This is a genomic window from Halomicrobium katesii DSM 19301, assembly GCF_000379085.1.
Lineage (GTDB): Archaea > Halobacteriota > Halobacteria > Halobacteriales > Haloarculaceae > Halomicrobium > Halomicrobium katesii.
The window spans coordinates 448069-463964 of sequence record NZ_KB905378.1 but is presented as its reverse complement, the minus strand read 5'-3'; the positions used below and the strand labels follow the sequence as shown (position 1 = coordinate 463964).

13 protein-coding genes, 1 other RNA gene and 1 pseudogene are annotated in these 15896 nt (G+C 64.1%); 8 read left to right on the top strand and 7 right to left on the bottom strand.

Features of this window, described 5'->3' with window-relative positions:
- Positions 1-71: 71 nt before the first annotated feature.
- From HALKA_RS0102330 to HALKA_RS0102320, 4 genes are all read right to left on the bottom strand, one after another.
- The gene (locus tag HALKA_RS0102330; protein ID WP_211206013.1) at positions 72-281 is read right to left on the bottom strand and encodes a hypothetical protein; all 210 of its coding nucleotides are present in this window, start codon (positions 279-281) and stop codon (positions 72-74) included.
- Between the two features lie 64 nt (positions 282-345).
- An RNA gene (gene rnpB / locus HALKA_RS19995) (RNase P RNA component) lies at positions 346-779 on the bottom strand.
- Positions 780-804: 25 nt separating this feature from the next.
- Entirely contained in the window at positions 805-1974 is a 1170-nt protein-coding gene (locus HALKA_RS0102325) for a nicotinate phosphoribosyltransferase (protein ID WP_018256483.1), read from the bottom strand.
- An 84-nt stretch (positions 1975-2058) separates the two neighbouring features.
- Positions 2059-5253, bottom strand: a complete 3195-nt coding sequence (locus tag HALKA_RS0102320; protein WP_018256482.1) for a methyl-accepting chemotaxis protein — start codon at positions 5251-5253, stop codon at positions 2059-2061.
- 184 nt (positions 5254-5437) lie between these two features.
- Between HALKA_RS0102320 and HALKA_RS0102315 the strand changes: the two genes are divergently transcribed.
- A complete protein-coding gene (locus tag HALKA_RS0102315; RefSeq protein ID WP_018256481.1) occupies positions 5438-6421 on the top strand; it encodes a Gfo/Idh/MocA family protein in 984 nt (327 codons plus the stop codon).
- Positions 6422-6499: 78 nt separating this feature from the next.
- A complete protein-coding gene (locus tag HALKA_RS0102310; RefSeq protein ID WP_018256480.1) occupies positions 6500-7579 on the top strand; it encodes an aminopeptidase in 1080 nt (359 codons plus the stop codon).
- Between the two features lie 525 nt (positions 7580-8104).
- On the opposite strand, the gene HALKA_RS0102305 is transcribed toward HALKA_RS0102310, so the two are convergent.
- Positions 8105-8959, bottom strand: a complete 855-nt coding sequence (locus tag HALKA_RS0102305) for an IS5-like element ISHmu1 family transposase (protein ID WP_018256479.1) — start codon at positions 8957-8959, stop codon at positions 8105-8107.
- A 75-nt stretch (positions 8960-9034) separates the two neighbouring features.
- Positions 9035-9331 (bottom strand): annotated as a pseudogene (locus HALKA_RS18980) (energy-coupling factor ABC transporter permease); the annotation flags it as partial.
- A gap of 106 nt (positions 9332-9437) precedes the next feature.
- On the opposite strand from HALKA_RS18980, the gene HALKA_RS0102295 reads away from it, so the two are divergent.
- Positions 9438-9827: a CopG family ribbon-helix-helix protein gene (locus HALKA_RS0102295; RefSeq protein ID WP_018256478.1), complete on the top strand. Its 390-nt coding sequence runs from the start codon at positions 9438-9440 to the stop codon at positions 9825-9827.
- A 10-nt stretch (positions 9828-9837) separates the two neighbouring features.
- Here the strand turns inward: HALKA_RS0102295 and HALKA_RS0102290 are convergent, their stop codons facing one another.
- On the bottom strand, positions 9838-10266 hold the full coding sequence (locus tag HALKA_RS0102290) for a CopG family ribbon-helix-helix protein (RefSeq protein ID WP_018256477.1): 429 nt from the start codon (positions 10264-10266) through the stop codon (positions 9838-9840).
- Between the two features lie 98 nt (positions 10267-10364).
- Between HALKA_RS0102290 and HALKA_RS0102285 the strand changes: the two genes are divergently transcribed.
- From HALKA_RS0102285 to HALKA_RS0102260, 5 genes are all read left to right on the top strand, one after another.
- Entirely contained in the window at positions 10365-11582 is a 1218-nt protein-coding gene (locus HALKA_RS0102285) for a GTP-binding protein (protein ID WP_018256476.1), read from the top strand.
- Positions 11582-12910 carry a GTP-binding protein gene (locus tag HALKA_RS0102280; protein WP_018256475.1) on the top strand — a complete coding sequence of 443 codons (1329 nt, stop codon included), beginning with the start codon at positions 11582-11584 and terminating at the stop codon, positions 12908-12910. Before HALKA_RS0102285 ends, HALKA_RS0102280 begins: the two co-directional genes overlap by 1 nt.
- A gap of 460 nt (positions 12911-13370) precedes the next feature.
- Positions 13371-14903 (top strand): metal ABC transporter solute-binding protein, Zn/Mn family, encoded by a 1533-nt coding sequence (locus HALKA_RS0102270; RefSeq protein ID WP_018256473.1) that lies wholly within the window; start codon positions 13371-13373, stop codon positions 14901-14903.
- Positions 14900-15121: a DUF7511 domain-containing protein gene (locus HALKA_RS0102265; protein WP_018256472.1), complete on the top strand. Its 222-nt coding sequence runs from the start codon at positions 14900-14902 to the stop codon at positions 15119-15121. The genes HALKA_RS0102270 and HALKA_RS0102265 overlap by 4 nt, the downstream gene beginning before the upstream one ends.
- Entirely contained in the window at positions 15118-15891 is a 774-nt protein-coding gene (locus HALKA_RS0102260) for a metal ABC transporter ATP-binding protein (RefSeq protein WP_018256471.1), read from the top strand. Before HALKA_RS0102265 ends, HALKA_RS0102260 begins: the two co-directional genes overlap by 4 nt.
- Positions 15892-15896: the final 5 nt, after the last annotated feature.

The following is a 15896-nucleotide window of genomic DNA, read 5'->3' as shown; positions in this document are numbered from 1 at the left end:
TCTTGAACGTACTGGCGGTCCGCGTTCGGTTCCGACGACACGCCCGTCCGGACACTCGGTCGCCCACACCGTCAGTAGCCGCCGCCGTCGCCGAAGCAGCGACCGCACTTGCTCGCGTCTCGCTCGTCTATGGCCCGTTCGACCGGTAGCACCCGCATCTGATCGTGGGTGGCCGTCGTCGTCGCACCGCACTCGGTGACGCCGCGGTCACGCTGTGGCTCATACTTGTGGACCGTCGCCGTCGACTCGTTGAGCAGCCCTTTCATGTCTCGTAGTAACATGCCGCTCGCAGATAAGACACCTGGCTAACAGATCGGCGGCCGGTGGCGTCGCTGGCGAGTTCGTGGCTGAGGGGAGTAAGCCCCCTTCTGTTCTCTCGGCATTCGGCTCAGCGTCCGTGCCCAGCGCGTTCGCGCGGTGCCGGGCTACCTGTCGGCACGGACTTGCACCGGTGAGGATTCGCCGTTCCATCCGTTCTCCACCGTCTGCGTCGCGCCGGAAAGCGCGACGCGGCGGGCCAGCGGCGTCTGCCGCTCGCCCGTTGGCCGTTCCTCGCGGAACGGCCCGGCCCTCGGCGGGTCAACTCCCCATTCCTTATCGGCTCGCGCCGCGTCGGTCCGGGTTCGCACGCCTCATCGGTCGGGTGGAGGGGTCTCGTTTCTGTTCCAGCGCCGACGGTCTCCCGCCCCGGGCTTGCGCCCGGTCACCCGCCCAGCGGGTGGGGGGACTTTCCTCATGCGCGCACGGTGTGCGCTCACGGAAGCCGGTCTCCCTCTGCCACCGGAACCTAGCCGGTGGGCGTGATTAAGCCTTCGTCCCGCCGTCGACGGGCTCGAACCCGACGGCGTCGGCGTCGTCGGCCGCCCGCTGGGCGGCGGCGTCCAGATCGAACTCGCGGACGACGGTCCCGTCGCGCACGAGCGGTTCGAGCAGTGCCGCCCCGCCAGCCGGGCCGTCGCGGTCGGCCAGCCCCACGTGGTGGCCGCCGTCGGGCGTCCGGTACACCTGCTTCGTGCCCGTGAGCTTCCCGCGCTTGGCGGCCGGCTCGCCCTCTACCTCGACGATGTCCAGCGCGAAGTCGACCGGATCGGCGTTGCTGACGTACCCGCCGACGCCGAACCCCTCGACGACGCCGGACAGCCGCGCCAGCTCCGTCGGTCCCAGACCGCCGCTGGCGAAGATTCCCACGTCCTCGTGGCCGTGAGCGTCCAGCGTCCAGCGCACCTCTTTCAGGATGTGCTCGAAGTCCCCACGCCGGGAGCCGGTCGTGTCGATGCGGACGCTCTCTAAGTCCTCGATCGCCGCGGCCGCCCGCAGCGACTCGTCGACCTCGTCGCTGTAGGTGTCACACAGCGTGATCCGGGGCACGTCGGCGTCGACGGCCTCGTCGAAAGCCCGCCAGGCGTCTTCCTGATTGCCGCGACCGAAGCAGATCACCAGCGCGTGGGGCATCGTCCCGCCGGCCGCCCGGCCCAGCACCTCGCCGGCGGCGACGTTCGAGATGCCGTCGAGGCCGGCGAGCAGCGCCGACCGCTCGACCATCGCGCCGATCGAGGGGTGGACGTGCCGAGAGCCAAAGGAGAGGACCTGCGAGTCGGGGGCCGCACGGCGGGCCTCCAGCGCTCGCGTAGCGACGCCGGTCGCGTGAGAGAGAAAGCCGAGAAGGGCCGTCTCCAGCCGACAGAACTCTCGGTACGGCCCCTCGATCCGTGCGACAGGGCCGCCGTCGAACAGCCGCCCCTCCGGAATCGCGTCCACGTCGACGCCTCGTCCCTCGAAGAGGTGGGCCGCGTCTCTCAGCCCCGCGAGCAGCTCCCACTCGCCGGTCGGGAACTGGTCTGCGGTCACCTCCGCGACGACGTGTGGGTTCTTGCCGGCGTGGTCCAGTGCCTCGATCGTCCGGTCGAAGTAGGCGTCGGTCGCCCGACCCGAGCGAATCTGCTCGGGCGAGACGATGTCGAACGACTCCGTCATTGACCGACGTTCGGAGGCCCTGCGAAAAAAGCTACCCGTGTCCGCGGTGCGCGCCGTGGACGGCGTCCTGACGGCTCCGTGGCGTTACTCCGCGCCGTCGTCGGGCGACCAGCCGCCGTCGGCGCTGGCTCCCGCTGCGCTCGCGTCGCCGTCGGCCGCGGACTGCTGGACCTCGAAGGCGTCGACCAGCGCCTCGAGATCGTCGGCCATGTCGGCGACGGAGCGGACGTTCTGGGAGATGTTGTTGACCGATGCGGCCTGTTCCTCCGCCGCCGAGGAGACGCTTGTCGCCTCGGCCGCGGCCTGCTGGCTGACGCTGCTGACCTCGTCGACCATCGCGACGACCTCCTCGGTCGAGGCGGCCTGGTCGTCGGTCGCCTCGCTGATCTCTCGGACGCCGTGCTCGGCCTCGGTTGCGCTCTCGGCGATCTCGTCGAACATGGCGATCGCGTCCTCGATCGTGTCGGCACCGCTCTCGACGCGGTCGCGCATCGACTCGATGTCGTCGACGGTCTCCCCGGTCGTCGCCTGTAGCTCGGTGATGAGACCGTCGATCTCCTCTGTCGCCGCGGCGGCTTCGCCGGCCAGCCCCTTGATCTCGTCGGCGACAACGGCGAAGCCCTCGCCGGCCTCACCGGCCCGAGCAGCCTCGATAGAGGCGTTCAGCGCCAGCATGTTCGTCTGCTCGGCGATGTCGGTGATCATACTCACGATCTCGCTGATCTCGTCGATCTCGGATTCGAGCGCCGCGACCTGCTCGACCGCCTGCTCGGTCTCCGCTTCGATCCCCTCGATCTCGCGGGAGGCCTCGCTCGCCCGCTCGCTCCCGGCCTCGGCGCGGTCCGCGGCGCGTTCTGACGTGTTGGCCACGTCGACCGCGGAGGAGGCGACCTCCTCGACCGTCGCAGACATGTCGTTCATCTCCGCGGCGGCCTCCTGGAGCTGTTCGGACTGGCGGTCCGCGCCGTGAGAGATCTCTTGCACGGACTCGGCGACCTCCTGGCTGGCCCGCTCGACCTCCTGTGCGCTGTCCGCGGCGTCGTCAGTGGCCGAACTCACCTCCCGTGCGATCGACTGCACCCGCGCGATGCTCTCCTCGACGGCGTCGAGGCCCGCGTCGATGTTGGTCATCACGTCGCCGTACGCGCCGGGCAGGTCGGTACCGAGGTCCTCGTCGAGCCGGCGCTCGCTGAGTGCCGTACTCGCCGTCCGGAGCCGGTCGAAGCTCTCGGAGAGCTGCTGGAGTCCCGCGTCGAGTTCGTCCATCACCGCGCCGTACTCTCCGGGGAGGTCGCTGTCGATCTCCTGGTCGAGCTTGCCGGTCCGGACGTTCTCACTGGCCCGGCTGATCTGGGCGAAGCTCGTCCGCAGCTGCGTCATGCCGTCCTGGAGGTCCGTCATGATGTCGCCGAACGAGCCCGGCAGGTCCGTGTGGAGGTCGTCGTCGATCTCGCCCTCGCTGAGCGACGCCGACACGGCCTCGATCTCCGTTATCTGACGGGTCAGGTTCGCCTCCATCTCCTCGAAGGCCTCGACCATCTCCCCGATCTCGTCGTCGCGGTCGTCCACGTCGAGTTCGCCGTCGAACCGCCCCTGTGCCATCTCCGTGGCCCGGTCGCGCATCTGTTCGATCGGACTGGCGACGTAACGCGCGACGGCGTAGCCCGCGGCGACGACGACCAGCGCCGCGATGCCCGACAGCAACAGGATGAGGTTGCGGGCGTCGTCGGTGCGTTGCTGGAGCGCGTCTCCCAGCGCCGTGATCGGCCCCTCGATGTCGCTCTCGGGAACGGTGCCGACGAGCGAGAACTGCCTGTCTCCGACCTGCAGGGGCGCGTACACGACGTATCGGGTCGTCTCTTCGCCCCCGACCGTTCGCGTGTGCGTGGCCATGCCCGACCGGGCGGCCAGCATCTGTTCGGTGGTGATGTTGCCGAGTGCCTCGCCGTACTCACCCCCGGCCACGTCGACACGCTGTGTCACCTTCGTCTCGTTGGGGTGGCTCACCATCTCGCCGCGGTCGTTGACGACGTAGAGATAGCCCGTCTCGCCGACCGACACGCCGTTCGTGATCTCCGTGACGATCGAGTAGTTGAACTGGGCCACGACGACGCCCCGGAACCGTCCGTCCTGGTACACCGGCGTCGAGACGTACATCCGCTGACTGCCGTTCTCGCTCTCGATTCGGTTGAACGCGACTTCGCCGTTGGCGACGGCACCGGCACTGGTGAACCAGCTCTTGTCGGCGTGCCACCCCGAACCGTCGCGCTCGGTCACCGCCCGTTCGCCTTCGCGAGTGGCACTGATTACCTCTCGGCCCCGCTTGTCGACGAAGATGATCTCGTCGTAGGCGTAGCGCTGTTCCCGGTCGACGCTGACAGTCCGGGTTTCGAGGTACCGCTCGAAGGAGTCTGCCAGCCGCGCCTCGCTGTCGGCGACGGCTCGCTCCTGGAGTTCGTAGTAGTACACGCTGGGAGCGACGATCCAGTCGAAGGGCTCGTAGTAGGTGTAGGCGACCAGCTGGGTCTCCGTGGGGTTGCCGTCCTGTGTCGTGTCCTCCCACTCGTACTCGGCGACACCCCACGTCTCGCCGTTGCGCAGCGCGGGCGTCGACTCGATGTTCGCTTCGATGTCGTCGAAGACGGTCAGGCTCTCGCCGGAGTCGTCGGCGAAGTTGTGCCCGTCTTCCAGACGGTGGTGGATCACGACGTTCGAGTCAAGGTCGGTCACGTAGGCGTAGCCGGTCTCGCCGATGTAGCCGGGCTGGAACGTCTCGTTCATCGTCCCGTCGGCGGTCGTCCCGTCGCCGGCAGTGCCGGCGATGATCCGCTCGACGCGCTGCTTGACCGCGCGCTGCTCGCGGGGGGACAGCTCCTCCCACTCGCGCCCGTCGTACTCGGTATCGAGTACGGTCTGGGTCGTGCTCTCGATGGCGTTGCGCATCTCCAGGGCCGTGTAGCCGACCTGTCGCTGGCTGGCCTCCTGGACGAGTTGCATCTTCCCCTGTCGAGCGGCCTGATAGTTGTCCATCGCGCCCGACTGGGCGAGCGAGCGCATGTCGACCTCCCGCTGGTCGAACTGGTTCTGTAGCGACGACTGCCGCGCCCGTACGCTGTTGTTCAGGTCGTCGGTCATCGCCCCGCGCAACTCCTGTGCGCTCCGATCCTGGGCGTCCTGATTGAGCGACCCCATGTTCTGTGTCGCCAGGGCTCCGACACTGCCAAGCGGCAACAGCGAGATCGCCAACATCAGCACGACCAACTTTACCTTCAGATCCATACTCATACGTACCAGAAGTTCGGCTCTTAACTCCACGTGCCGCGTTTTTTGTTTTGATAGGCGGGGTGACTAACCAAATGTGTGTGTAGTGCTACCTACTATCACAATAGAGGGCCACTGACGGGGATCGTCCGGGTCGCCGCGGAACTCAGCGTTTATGCCCGTCCCGATCGCACTCTCACGTATGGAATTCGGAGTTCTCAGTACGGCGGCGATCGGCCGCGAAGACGTGATCCCGGCGATCCAGGCCAGCGAACACGCCGTCGGCGCGATCGCTTCACGCGACGCCGAGCGCGCCCGGTCGATCGCCGACGAACTCGACATCGATCGGTCGTACGGCAGCTACGAGGCGCTGCTGGACGACGAGGGGATCGACGCCGTGTACAACCCGCTGCCAAACAGCCTCCACGCGGAGTGGACACGCCGCGCTGCCGATCACGGACTGCACGTCCTCTGTGAGAAGCCCCTGACACCCGACGCCGAGCAGGCCCGCGCGCTCTTCGACTACTGCGACCGGCAGGGCGTCACGCTGATGGAGGCGTTCATGTACCACTTCCATCCTCGCACCGAGCGCGCCCGCGAGATCGTCCGCGAGGAACTCGGCGCGGTGCGCCACGTCGAGGCGACCTTTACCTTCGGACTGGGCGACCGGACCGACGACATCCGGCTCGATCCGGCACTGGACGGCGGTTCGCTCATGGACATCGGCTGCTACGCCGTCAGCGCGGTCCGGAACGTGCTGGGCGAGCCGAACCGCGCGTTCGCTCACGCCGCCGACACCTACGACACCGGCGTCGACTCCCAGCTCTCGGGCCTGCTGACCTACGACGACGGCGTGACGGCGCAGATCACCAGCAGCTTCGACACGCCGATGACCCACGAGTACCGGATCATGACGGCCGACGGCTGGCTCCACGTCCCCGAAGCATTCGACGTGGCCCCCGACCAGTCGGTATCGCTCACCTATCAGGTCGACGGCCAGCGACACACCGAGACCATCGACGGCGTCGACCACTACCGCCGCCAGGTCGAGAGCTTCGCCGACGCCGTCGCGGCCGACGAGACGCCGCCCGTCGACCGGACGGAGACGGTCGACAACATGGCCGTCATCGACGCCCTCTACGAGAGCGCCGAGACGGGCGAGCCCGCAGCCGTGGACGGCGAGTAAGCGGCTCACCGCTTCGAACCCGCTCTCGCGGCCGCGCCGTGGCAGTAGCGTTTTATCGACGCCAACTGATGCCGGGATATGGACGACCGAGTTCGGGAACACGCCGACGTACTGGTCGACTGGAGCGCACGGATCGAAGCGGGCGACGACGTGATCGTCCGGGTCGACGAGGGCGCGCACGACCTGGGGGTGGCCGTCGCGGCGGCGCTGGGCGAGCGCGGAGCGAACCTGCTCGCGACTTACGGCTCCGACGAGATGACGCGAGCCTACCTCCGGGCCCACGACGGCGACTTCGACGCCGACCCCGAGTTCGAGCGCGCGCTCTACGAGCGGGCCGACAGCGTCCTCTCGCTGGGCGGATCGCGCAACACCGCCGCGGCCAGCGACGTATCGGGGGACCGCCGGCAGTCCTACCGCCGGGCTCGCACCGAGATCAGAGCGGCCCGGATGGACACCGACTGGGTCTCCACCCAGCACCCGACCCGCGCGATGGCCCAGCAGGCCGGCCTCTCCTCCGAGGCTTACCGTGACTTCGTCTACGACGCGACGCTGCGAGACTGGGAGTCGCTTGCCGAGGAGATGAGCCAGCTCAAGACGCTGCTGGACGAGGGCAGCGAGGTCCGCCTCCTGGGCGAGGGGACGGACCTCACGATGTCGATCGCCGACCGCGTGGCCGTCAACTCCGCGGCCTCCGTGGCCTACGACTCGCACAACCTCCCCTCCGGCGAGGTGTTCACCGCACCGACCGCCACCGAGGGAACGGTCACCTTCGACGTGCCCATGACCGTCGACGGGGCGCGCGTGCGAGACGTACGGCTCGTCTTCGAGGACGGCGAGGTCGTCGACTACAGCGCCGCTCAGGGCGAGTCGACGATCGGCGAACTGCTGGCAACCGACGCGGGCGCTCGCCGACTGGGCGAGCTCGGGATCGGGATGAACCGCGGGATCGACCGGATCACGGACAACATCCTCTTCGACGAGAAGATGGGCGGGACCGTCCACCTCGCGCTCGGCCGGGCCTACGACGCCTGCGTTCCCGACGGCGGTAACGACAGCGCGATCCACGTCGACCTCATCACCGACCTCCGCGAGGACGGCCGACTGCTGATCGACGGCGAAGCCGTGCTCGAAGACGGCCGCTTCCGCTGGGAGCGCTGAGGGCGGTGTTCAGATAAGAGATAGAGAGTAACGTCATTCAGGCACGGAAAGCCCTCGTGCAGTTGCGGTCCCGTGCCTCGCGAGAGCCACAGGCTCTCGCTGGCCTTCGCTCACTTCGTTCGCGAAGAACTCGCTGCGCGCGCTTCGCGTGCTTGTTCCGAGAGAGCAAGCTCTCTCGACGTTCGCCTCTCTTCGTTCGGCTCACCTTCGTCGGGGTTCCCGCAAGGGCCGGCCGGTTCCACCGGCCGGCTATAACGTGACGGCTCCGCCGTCACGCAGCACTCGCCCTTTCATCCACCAGGGTTCAGACTGTGAGGCAGCCGAATCCTGGCGTCTGTGCAAACGGGGTGAGCACAGGCTCAGGAGAGTGTGCTCTCCTGGCGGATGAAAGGGCGAGGCTCGGTAGCCCGATCTGCGGCGGCACTATTCGACCGGTGGGAGAATATCCGCCACAGATCGGGCCAGCGGGCCGAGGGCTTTCCGTGTCTGCAACTCAGGGCCTTGTTTAGACGCGTGATTTCACGGTCATGAGTGGCTGACGCTGAGTTCGATGTTTCTGACAGCACATTTCAGAACGAGTTCGCGGAACTGACCGAACCAGGTTCGAGCCCGAACGATCTCGCCGTATTTGCGTCGCAGCGCGAAAAACGTGGATTCGGCGTTCGAGCGTTGATGGTAGATCGTATCATCTTGCAAGAAATTGTTGGCGATGCCGTGCCAGCCGAATTCGCGGTGCTTGATCACCGGTTTAACGCCTTCTGCACGCAGTCTTTGGCGAAGTAACCACCAGTCGTAGCCTTTGTCGGCGGTGAGAATATTCAGTTTGTCGAGATTACGTTTGACCATCTGCCAGCCGACCTTGGAATCGTGCGGTTGTTTCATCGAGCAATGTATATCGAGGATCGCACCAGTCTTGCAGTCACTCAGAAGGGTCGTTTTCACCGCCTCGAACGTATAGTTCGTCCGTTTTGCGTAGTGTTGGCTGGCAGCAATCCGATCCATGCCGGTTGCGTCGATTGCCTGAACATCACCGAGGTCGTGCAACTCCGCCGACAGCCGCAGCAAGACGCGCCAAATACGCATTTCCAGATCCTGCTTGCGCGTACACACGGTCGTGAAATCAGGCAGATCAGCCACCGCTAGGTCGAGTTTAGCGACAATTCCATGCATCTCGTGGAGCACGTCCAGCAACCGTCGATACGTGTGATCAAGATACTCGCGGAGGCCGTGAATCGCCACGATCACCCAATCTGCGTAGCCGTTTTCTCCTTCTTCGTACGCTGGATCTGGTTCGCCGACGACGGCTTTTTGAGCAAGCGAGACAACCCGATCAGTGAAGCGGGCGAGTTTGCTGGACACAAACTCCTCTTCCCGCTTCACTCCCTAGTAAGTTAGACATTTAGCCGCTCTTACTAGCGTCTAAACACGCCCCTCCGAGTGCAAGCGCGCCGTCGTCCCGAAGACGAGCGCCTGAACGGCAACAACGAGAGCGACGGCGAGTGTCCCCAAGAGAGGGCCGAGTACGATCGCGGCGAACGCACCGCCGACGAAGTGCGTACTTGTCCCGCCAGGGATCGGCCAGTTGAGCATCTGCGCGGCGAACACCGCTGCCGCGACGATAGCGAACAGCTGAATCCGATACTCGGTCACCCAGTCACGTGCTCGCATTGCGGCGACGGCCAATACTGCGCCGGTGAGCATGATGAACGCGCCTGCCATCCACGGGTGTAAGAAGCTATCTGGCGTGTGCATCGATTTCGGGTTCCATAGGTCGTGATATATAAATCCCGAAGAAAATCATAATCTGGAAACCACAATTACTAGGAACTCATATGCATCAAATTCTGATTAACACACGATGCGCACGAGCTTCAACATCCCCGACGACCTCCTTTCCGAGTTTGATGAAACGTGGCAGGCAGAGGGATTGGATTCGCGTTCGCGCGGCGTCCGCGAGGCGATGCAGGAGTACATCGAGGCCCACAGTAGATTGGAGGATATCGAAGGCGACGTCGTCGTCATCATCGCGTTCGATTACGAACACGAAGCAGTCATCGAAGACATCCACACCGTGCAACACCAGTTTCAGGACGTCATCACGACCACGAATCATATTCACGAAGGAGAGTGGTGTCTCGAGACGCTCTTCTGCAGCGGGCCTGCACCACGCGTCCGAGACCTCACGTATCGATTGCGCGATTTCGATGCGGTGAGTCGAGTCAAACTGATGCTCCTTGTGGAGCACTAAGCCGTACTCGCTACTCGATGTGCTGACCAATGGGATCTCTGCCGAATGACGCGATCGAGTAATTCACCGCTCGGACATCTGGTACTGCCCGAACGGTGTTGACGAATCCGGATAGTGCCTCCGTCGTTCCCTCCAGGACGTACAGCTCCATACAGTACTGCTCCCGGACGTGTGCATGGGTGGTCGCGGAGACGATAGCATCGTACTCGTGACGGACTCCCGTGAGACGTTGTTGAACCGCGGGTTGACAGTACTCGAAGACCACCATCACCGTACACGTGTGCTTTTGCCCGTCGATATTTCGCCCCTGAAACTCTTCGAGCAGTGTGCGTGTGCCTTCGCGTACGACCTCGCTCCGACCGCTGTACCCGTGTTCGTCGGCGAACTCGTCGATGCGTTCGAGTAACGCCTCCGGCATCGAGATGCTAACGACGCTCATATACTAATATCTTATTCTAAGTTATTAGTTTCTGTTATGACTAGTTCCCTTACAGCGTAATAATTAGTATTTTAGTAATGCAGTTTCATAACTTGGGTATGCTGTCCAGGAACGACCCGATCCCGGTGACGATCCTCAGCGGAAGCCTCGGTGCCGGAAAGACGACGACCCTCAACCACATTCTCAGTAGCGGGCAGGAACTGAACGCTGCCGTACTCGTCAACGACATGGGAGAGGTAAACGTCGACGCCGACCTCGTCGAGCGCGAGTCGGATCTCACACAGAACGACGAGGAGATCATCGAGATGTCGAACGGCTGTATCTGCTGCCGGCTTCGTGGCGACATGCTCGACGAAGTGGGGCGATTGGCCGAAGAGCGAGACTTCGAATACCTCCTCGTTGAATCGTCCGGAATCAGCGAACCGATTCCAGTCGCTCAGACGTTCGCCCGCGGGTTCGAAGACGCGGAGTTCGACCCCACGGGAGTCTACGAACTCGACACGATGGTCAGCGTCGTCGACGCACACAGCTTCTGGAAGGGATTCGACTCCGGACAAGTGCTCACTGACGACGATATGGAGCCGCAGGGCAATCGCGTCCCCGAAGAAGCACTCATGGACCAGATCGAGTTCTGCGACGTCCTCCTGTTGAACAAGTGCGACCTCGTCCCGGACGACGAACTCGAAGAGATCGAGGCGGTCCTAAAGACGCTCCAACCGCGGGCGGAAATCGTTCGAACGGAACACGGCGCAGTCGATCCCGAGGAAATTCTCAACACTGGTCGGTTCGACTTCGACCGTGCCAGTCAGTCTGCCGGATGGAAGCGTGAACTCCAGCACGGACACCATCACGAGTCAGCCGCCGAGGAACACGGGGTCACGTCGTTCGTCTTCGACGCCGACCGCCCGTTCTACCCCGAGCGAATCGCTCGTCTCTTCGCTGCTCTCCCGGACGGAATCGTCCGCGCGAAGGGCTTTTTTTGGTCTGCTGGTCGCGAAGACATCGCGATGGGGCTCGACAAAGCAGGCCAATCGGTCCGGGCTGGCCCGAAAGGGACGTGGATCGCAACGCTTCCGAAGGCCCAACAGGAGCGCTACTTCGCCGCTCGTCCCGGCATCAAAGAGGACTGGGACGACCAGTGGGGCGATCGCGGATCGGAGCTCGTGTTCATCGGTCGCGAATTCGACCAGGAGACACTGGTCGAGCGACTGGACGACTGTGTCCTCTCGGCCGCAGAGATGGAAGCGGACTGGAGCGAGTATCCGGATCCGTTCACCGCCGACGAACAGCGCGAACTCGCACTGGCCGACGACTGATGGCCGTCGACGACCAACCCCCGGTCACGATCCTCAGTGGCGGGCTCGGAGCCGGAAAGACGACCCTGCTCAACCACCTTCTCACCGTCGGCGGCGAGGAGTACGACATCGCTGTCCTCGTCAACGATGTCGGCGAGGTGAACGTCGACGCGGACCGCATCGAGAACGGCTCCGAACTGTCGATGGAGGACGGTGGTGTCACGGAGCTGTCGAACGGCTGTATCTGCTGTGGGCTGCAGAACGAACTCGATCAGGAACTGCAACGCCTCGCCGTCGACGAAGAGTTCGACTATCTGGTCATCGAAGCCTCGGGTATCAGTGACCCCGTTCCCATCGCCCAGCGGTTCGTCTCCCCCGCGCGTGCGTCGACACTGTACGATCTCGATACGACCGTCACGGTGGTCGACGCCGCACAGTTTCATCAGGCGTTTGTCGACGGCCAGCCACTCAAGTCGACGGACGACGACGCCCGACCGCTATCGGACCTCCTCGCCGAACAGGTCGAGTTCTGCGACGTGCTCGTCCTGAACAAGTGCGACCTCGTCTCCGAGGAGGAACGTGAGGCGGTCGAACGCGTCCTCGAAACGCTTCACCCTGGCGTCGACATCGTTCGAACGACCGAATCCGACGTCGAACCGGACCGAATTCTCGGAACGGGCCGGTTCGATCAAGACGAGGCGAGTAACTCCGCCCGGTGGAAACAGGCGCTCTCGCCCGATCACGGAGACGGGACAGACGGTGATCGAGGCGGTCACCACGAGAGACAGACGGAGACGGACGACGACAGTCACGAACACGGACATGGCGAGGACCACGACCACAGCCACGACGAAGCGCACGACCACCGTCACCCGCCTGAGGAGTTCGGTGTCGACTCGTTCGTCTACGAGCGCCATCGACCGTTCCACCCAGAACGGTTCAGCGAGTGGCTCCGCTCGTTCCCCGATTCTGTCGTCCGAGCGAAAGGGCATCTGTGGGTCGCAGGACGGGAGCGCTACGCGCTCGACTTGAGCCAGGCGGGAACACAGACCCACGTCGAGGTCAACGGCCGGTGGGCGGTCACGCTCCCCGAGTTCCAGCGCGAGTCCTACCGCGAATCGCGATCTGACCGCCACTGGGACGAACAGTGGGGTGACCGTGAAGTGAAGCTCGTCTTCATCGGCGCTGGGATGGACGAATCCAGTATCGCCGACGCTCTCGACGACTGTCTCGTATCGGAGACAGAGATGGAAGAGGACTGGGATGCGTTCGAAAATCCGTTCCCAGGGACGATGGAGTGGTCGAAGCCCCCGATGGAACAACGCCTCGTGGTCGGTGACCGACAGTGATCCAGAACGACCGCGAACTTCCGGGCTTCGGCGAAGCGTTCAGATGGCTCTCGTGGGAGCAAGTACGAACGCGTGTTGTCCGGGCAAGCGCTACGTGCAGTGACCTCAGGCGGTGACGCCGAGGGTCTCAAGTTCTTCGGTGGAGTATTCGGCGCGGAGTTCCTCGGTCGAGTGTTCGTCGACGATCTCCGCTCGCTCTTCGTCGCTCATTTCGGTCAGCTCGTTGAAACAGTGACACATTGCAACCGTATGTGGGTGCCACAGCTACAAAACGCCTGTTAGCACGCTTCTCGGACGTATGTAATACCGTATTTGAAGCGGTAATGATTGGCAACTCCAGGGACTAAATTAGTTATTCTGGCATCAATTACTAATGCTCCTCTCTACCTAGTGAGTTATTATTAAAATCTCTATCTAAAATCATAGCTCTTATTATCTGGGAGATCTCTATTAACAACAGATGCCCCAATACACCCGACGACGCCTCGTCGCAACTGGAATCGGATTCACCACCATTGGCTCTCTCGCTGGCTGTCTCTCGAACACCGCCGGCTCCGATGAGTCCGGCGGAGGCAGACCGGAAGCCCAGTCTTCGTTCTTCGTCTTCGGGGACTTGGCCAGTCAGGTTGCAGGCGACACCGCGACCGCAGAGACGCTCGTTCCGATCGGCCAACACGGCCACGGGTGGGAACCAGGGCCACAGATTCAGGGAACGGTCCTCGAATCTGACCTCTTCCTCTACGGGATGGAGGGCTTCCAGCCGTGGGCCGACGACCTCGTGACGAGTCTCCGCGACGACGACGCCGACGTCGAAATCGTCGCCGCCGGTGCTGGTATCGACCTCGTCGAAGGCGGTCACGACCACGGGCAAGAAGAGCACGAGGGGGACCACGAGGAGGGCCACGACGGTGACGGAGAACACGGCCACAGCGGAGAGACTCCCTGGGAGTGGGCGGGCCTCTACCACCTCGAAGCCGGTTCCTACACGTACACGTTCCACGAAGGCCCCGATCCGAAGATGCAGCTGGCCGTCATCGCAACCGAAGAGGGCGGCGACCACGGCATTCGCCACGTCGAGGAGACTGCAACAACTCTCTACGGCGACCACGACACCCACACGCCCGTCGAGAGCGGAGCGACGTTCGAGCCGCCCAGTGAATCGCTGTACCACCTCCGGTTCGCGGACTCCGGCGAGACGACGTTCACCCTCGATGTCGAAGCGGAGGGCCACTACGTCCTCTTCGCCCAGCACGCTCCCGCGGAGTTCGACGCGACGCTCACCGACGGCAGTGGCTCGGCCATCGAACCCGAGGTGACCGAGAGTGCGGGCGAACACGAGGGCGATGGCGAGCACGAAGGTGAACATGACCACGAGAGCGGAGAGGAACACGAAGACGAGCACGAGGGAGAAAGCGATCACGAAGGCGGGGAGGGACACGGCCACGACCACTCCGGCGGCACGGACCCCCACTTCTGGCTCGATCCAGAGCGAGCGAAGCAAGCCGTCGGCAACATCCGGAGCGGGTTCGTCGACGTCGACAGCGACAACGCCGGTGCGTACGCCGAGAACGCCGAGGCGTACCGTAGCCGCCTCGACGAACTCGATGAGTCGTTCCAGTCCGCGCTGGAGAGCGCTTCGAAGGATGTCGTGTTCGTCGCCGGCCACAACGCCTTCCAGTACCTCGGCCAGCGCTACGGCTTCGAAGTCCGGACGCTGACGGGACTGTCACCGGACGACCAGCCGACCCCGAAAGACATCGAGCGGGCACAGGGGATCATCGCCGAGCACGACCTCCAGTACGTCTGTGCGGACCCGCTCGAATCCCAGCAGGCAGCGACCCAGTTGGTCGAAGAGACCGACGCCACCGAAGTCCTGCCGCTGACGCCGATTCCTGGGCAGACCCAGGAGTGGGCCGACGAGGACTGGGGCTACGTCGAGATCATGGAGAACGTCAATCTCGAGACGCTGAAGCGGGCCCTCGACGCAGAATGAGCGATACCACGTCTGGCGACACGGAACCGGAGTGGGACGGGGACGCCGAGCCCGGCCCATCCGAAGGTCCCCGTTCGGGGTTGGTGGCACTGGTCGTCGGCCCGGCAGAGAGACCCGTCTGTACGATCTATCCACCGGACGTGGCCGTTCCGTATCGGACGACGGCCTGGATTACGGCGTACGGGGACTCGTTCGTCGACCTCGACGACTACCGATGACGACAGCAACGACGAAGAAGGAACGGTCTGCGGACCCCCTCATCAGCGTCGACGACGTCACGTTCGGCTACGGAGAGGTCCCCGTTCTGGAGTCGGTATCGATCGACGTCGAACCCGGGTCCTTCCTCGGGTTAGTCGGCCCGAACGGGAGCGGCAAGAGCACGCTGCTCGATCTGATGCTCGGACTTCGACGACCAGACGAGGGAACGGTTTCGCTGTTCGGCGAACCCGCCCACGAGGTCGACGCCGGCGAGCGAATCGGCTACGTCGCACAGGACGCGACGAAGGCGGCGCGTGATATGCCGGTCACGGTTCGAGAAGTGGTCGAGATGGGGCGGTACCCGCGGCGACTCTTCGGCCGGTTCTCGCCAGAGGATCGGCGAGCAGTCGAAGCGGCATTGGAACAGGTCGGAATCTCGGATCTCGCATCTCGGCGGGTCGGCCGCCTGTCCGGCGGCCAACGACAACGGGTCTTCATCGCCCGTGCGCTCGCCTCGGAGGCCGACCTGCTCGCACTCGACGAACCGACTGTCGGCGTCGATGCCGAATCCAGAGAGGAGTTCTACAGCCTCCTGCACGACCTGAACGCGACCGGACTGACCGTCATCCTCATCGAGCACGACATCGGCGTCGTCACCACCAATGCGACAGATATCGCGTGTCTCAACCGCCAGCTGTACTTCGACGGTGATCCCACTGAGTTCGTCGAAACGGACGCCCTCGCGCAAGCGTACGGGACTGACCAACACGTCCTCGATCACGACCACTGACCATG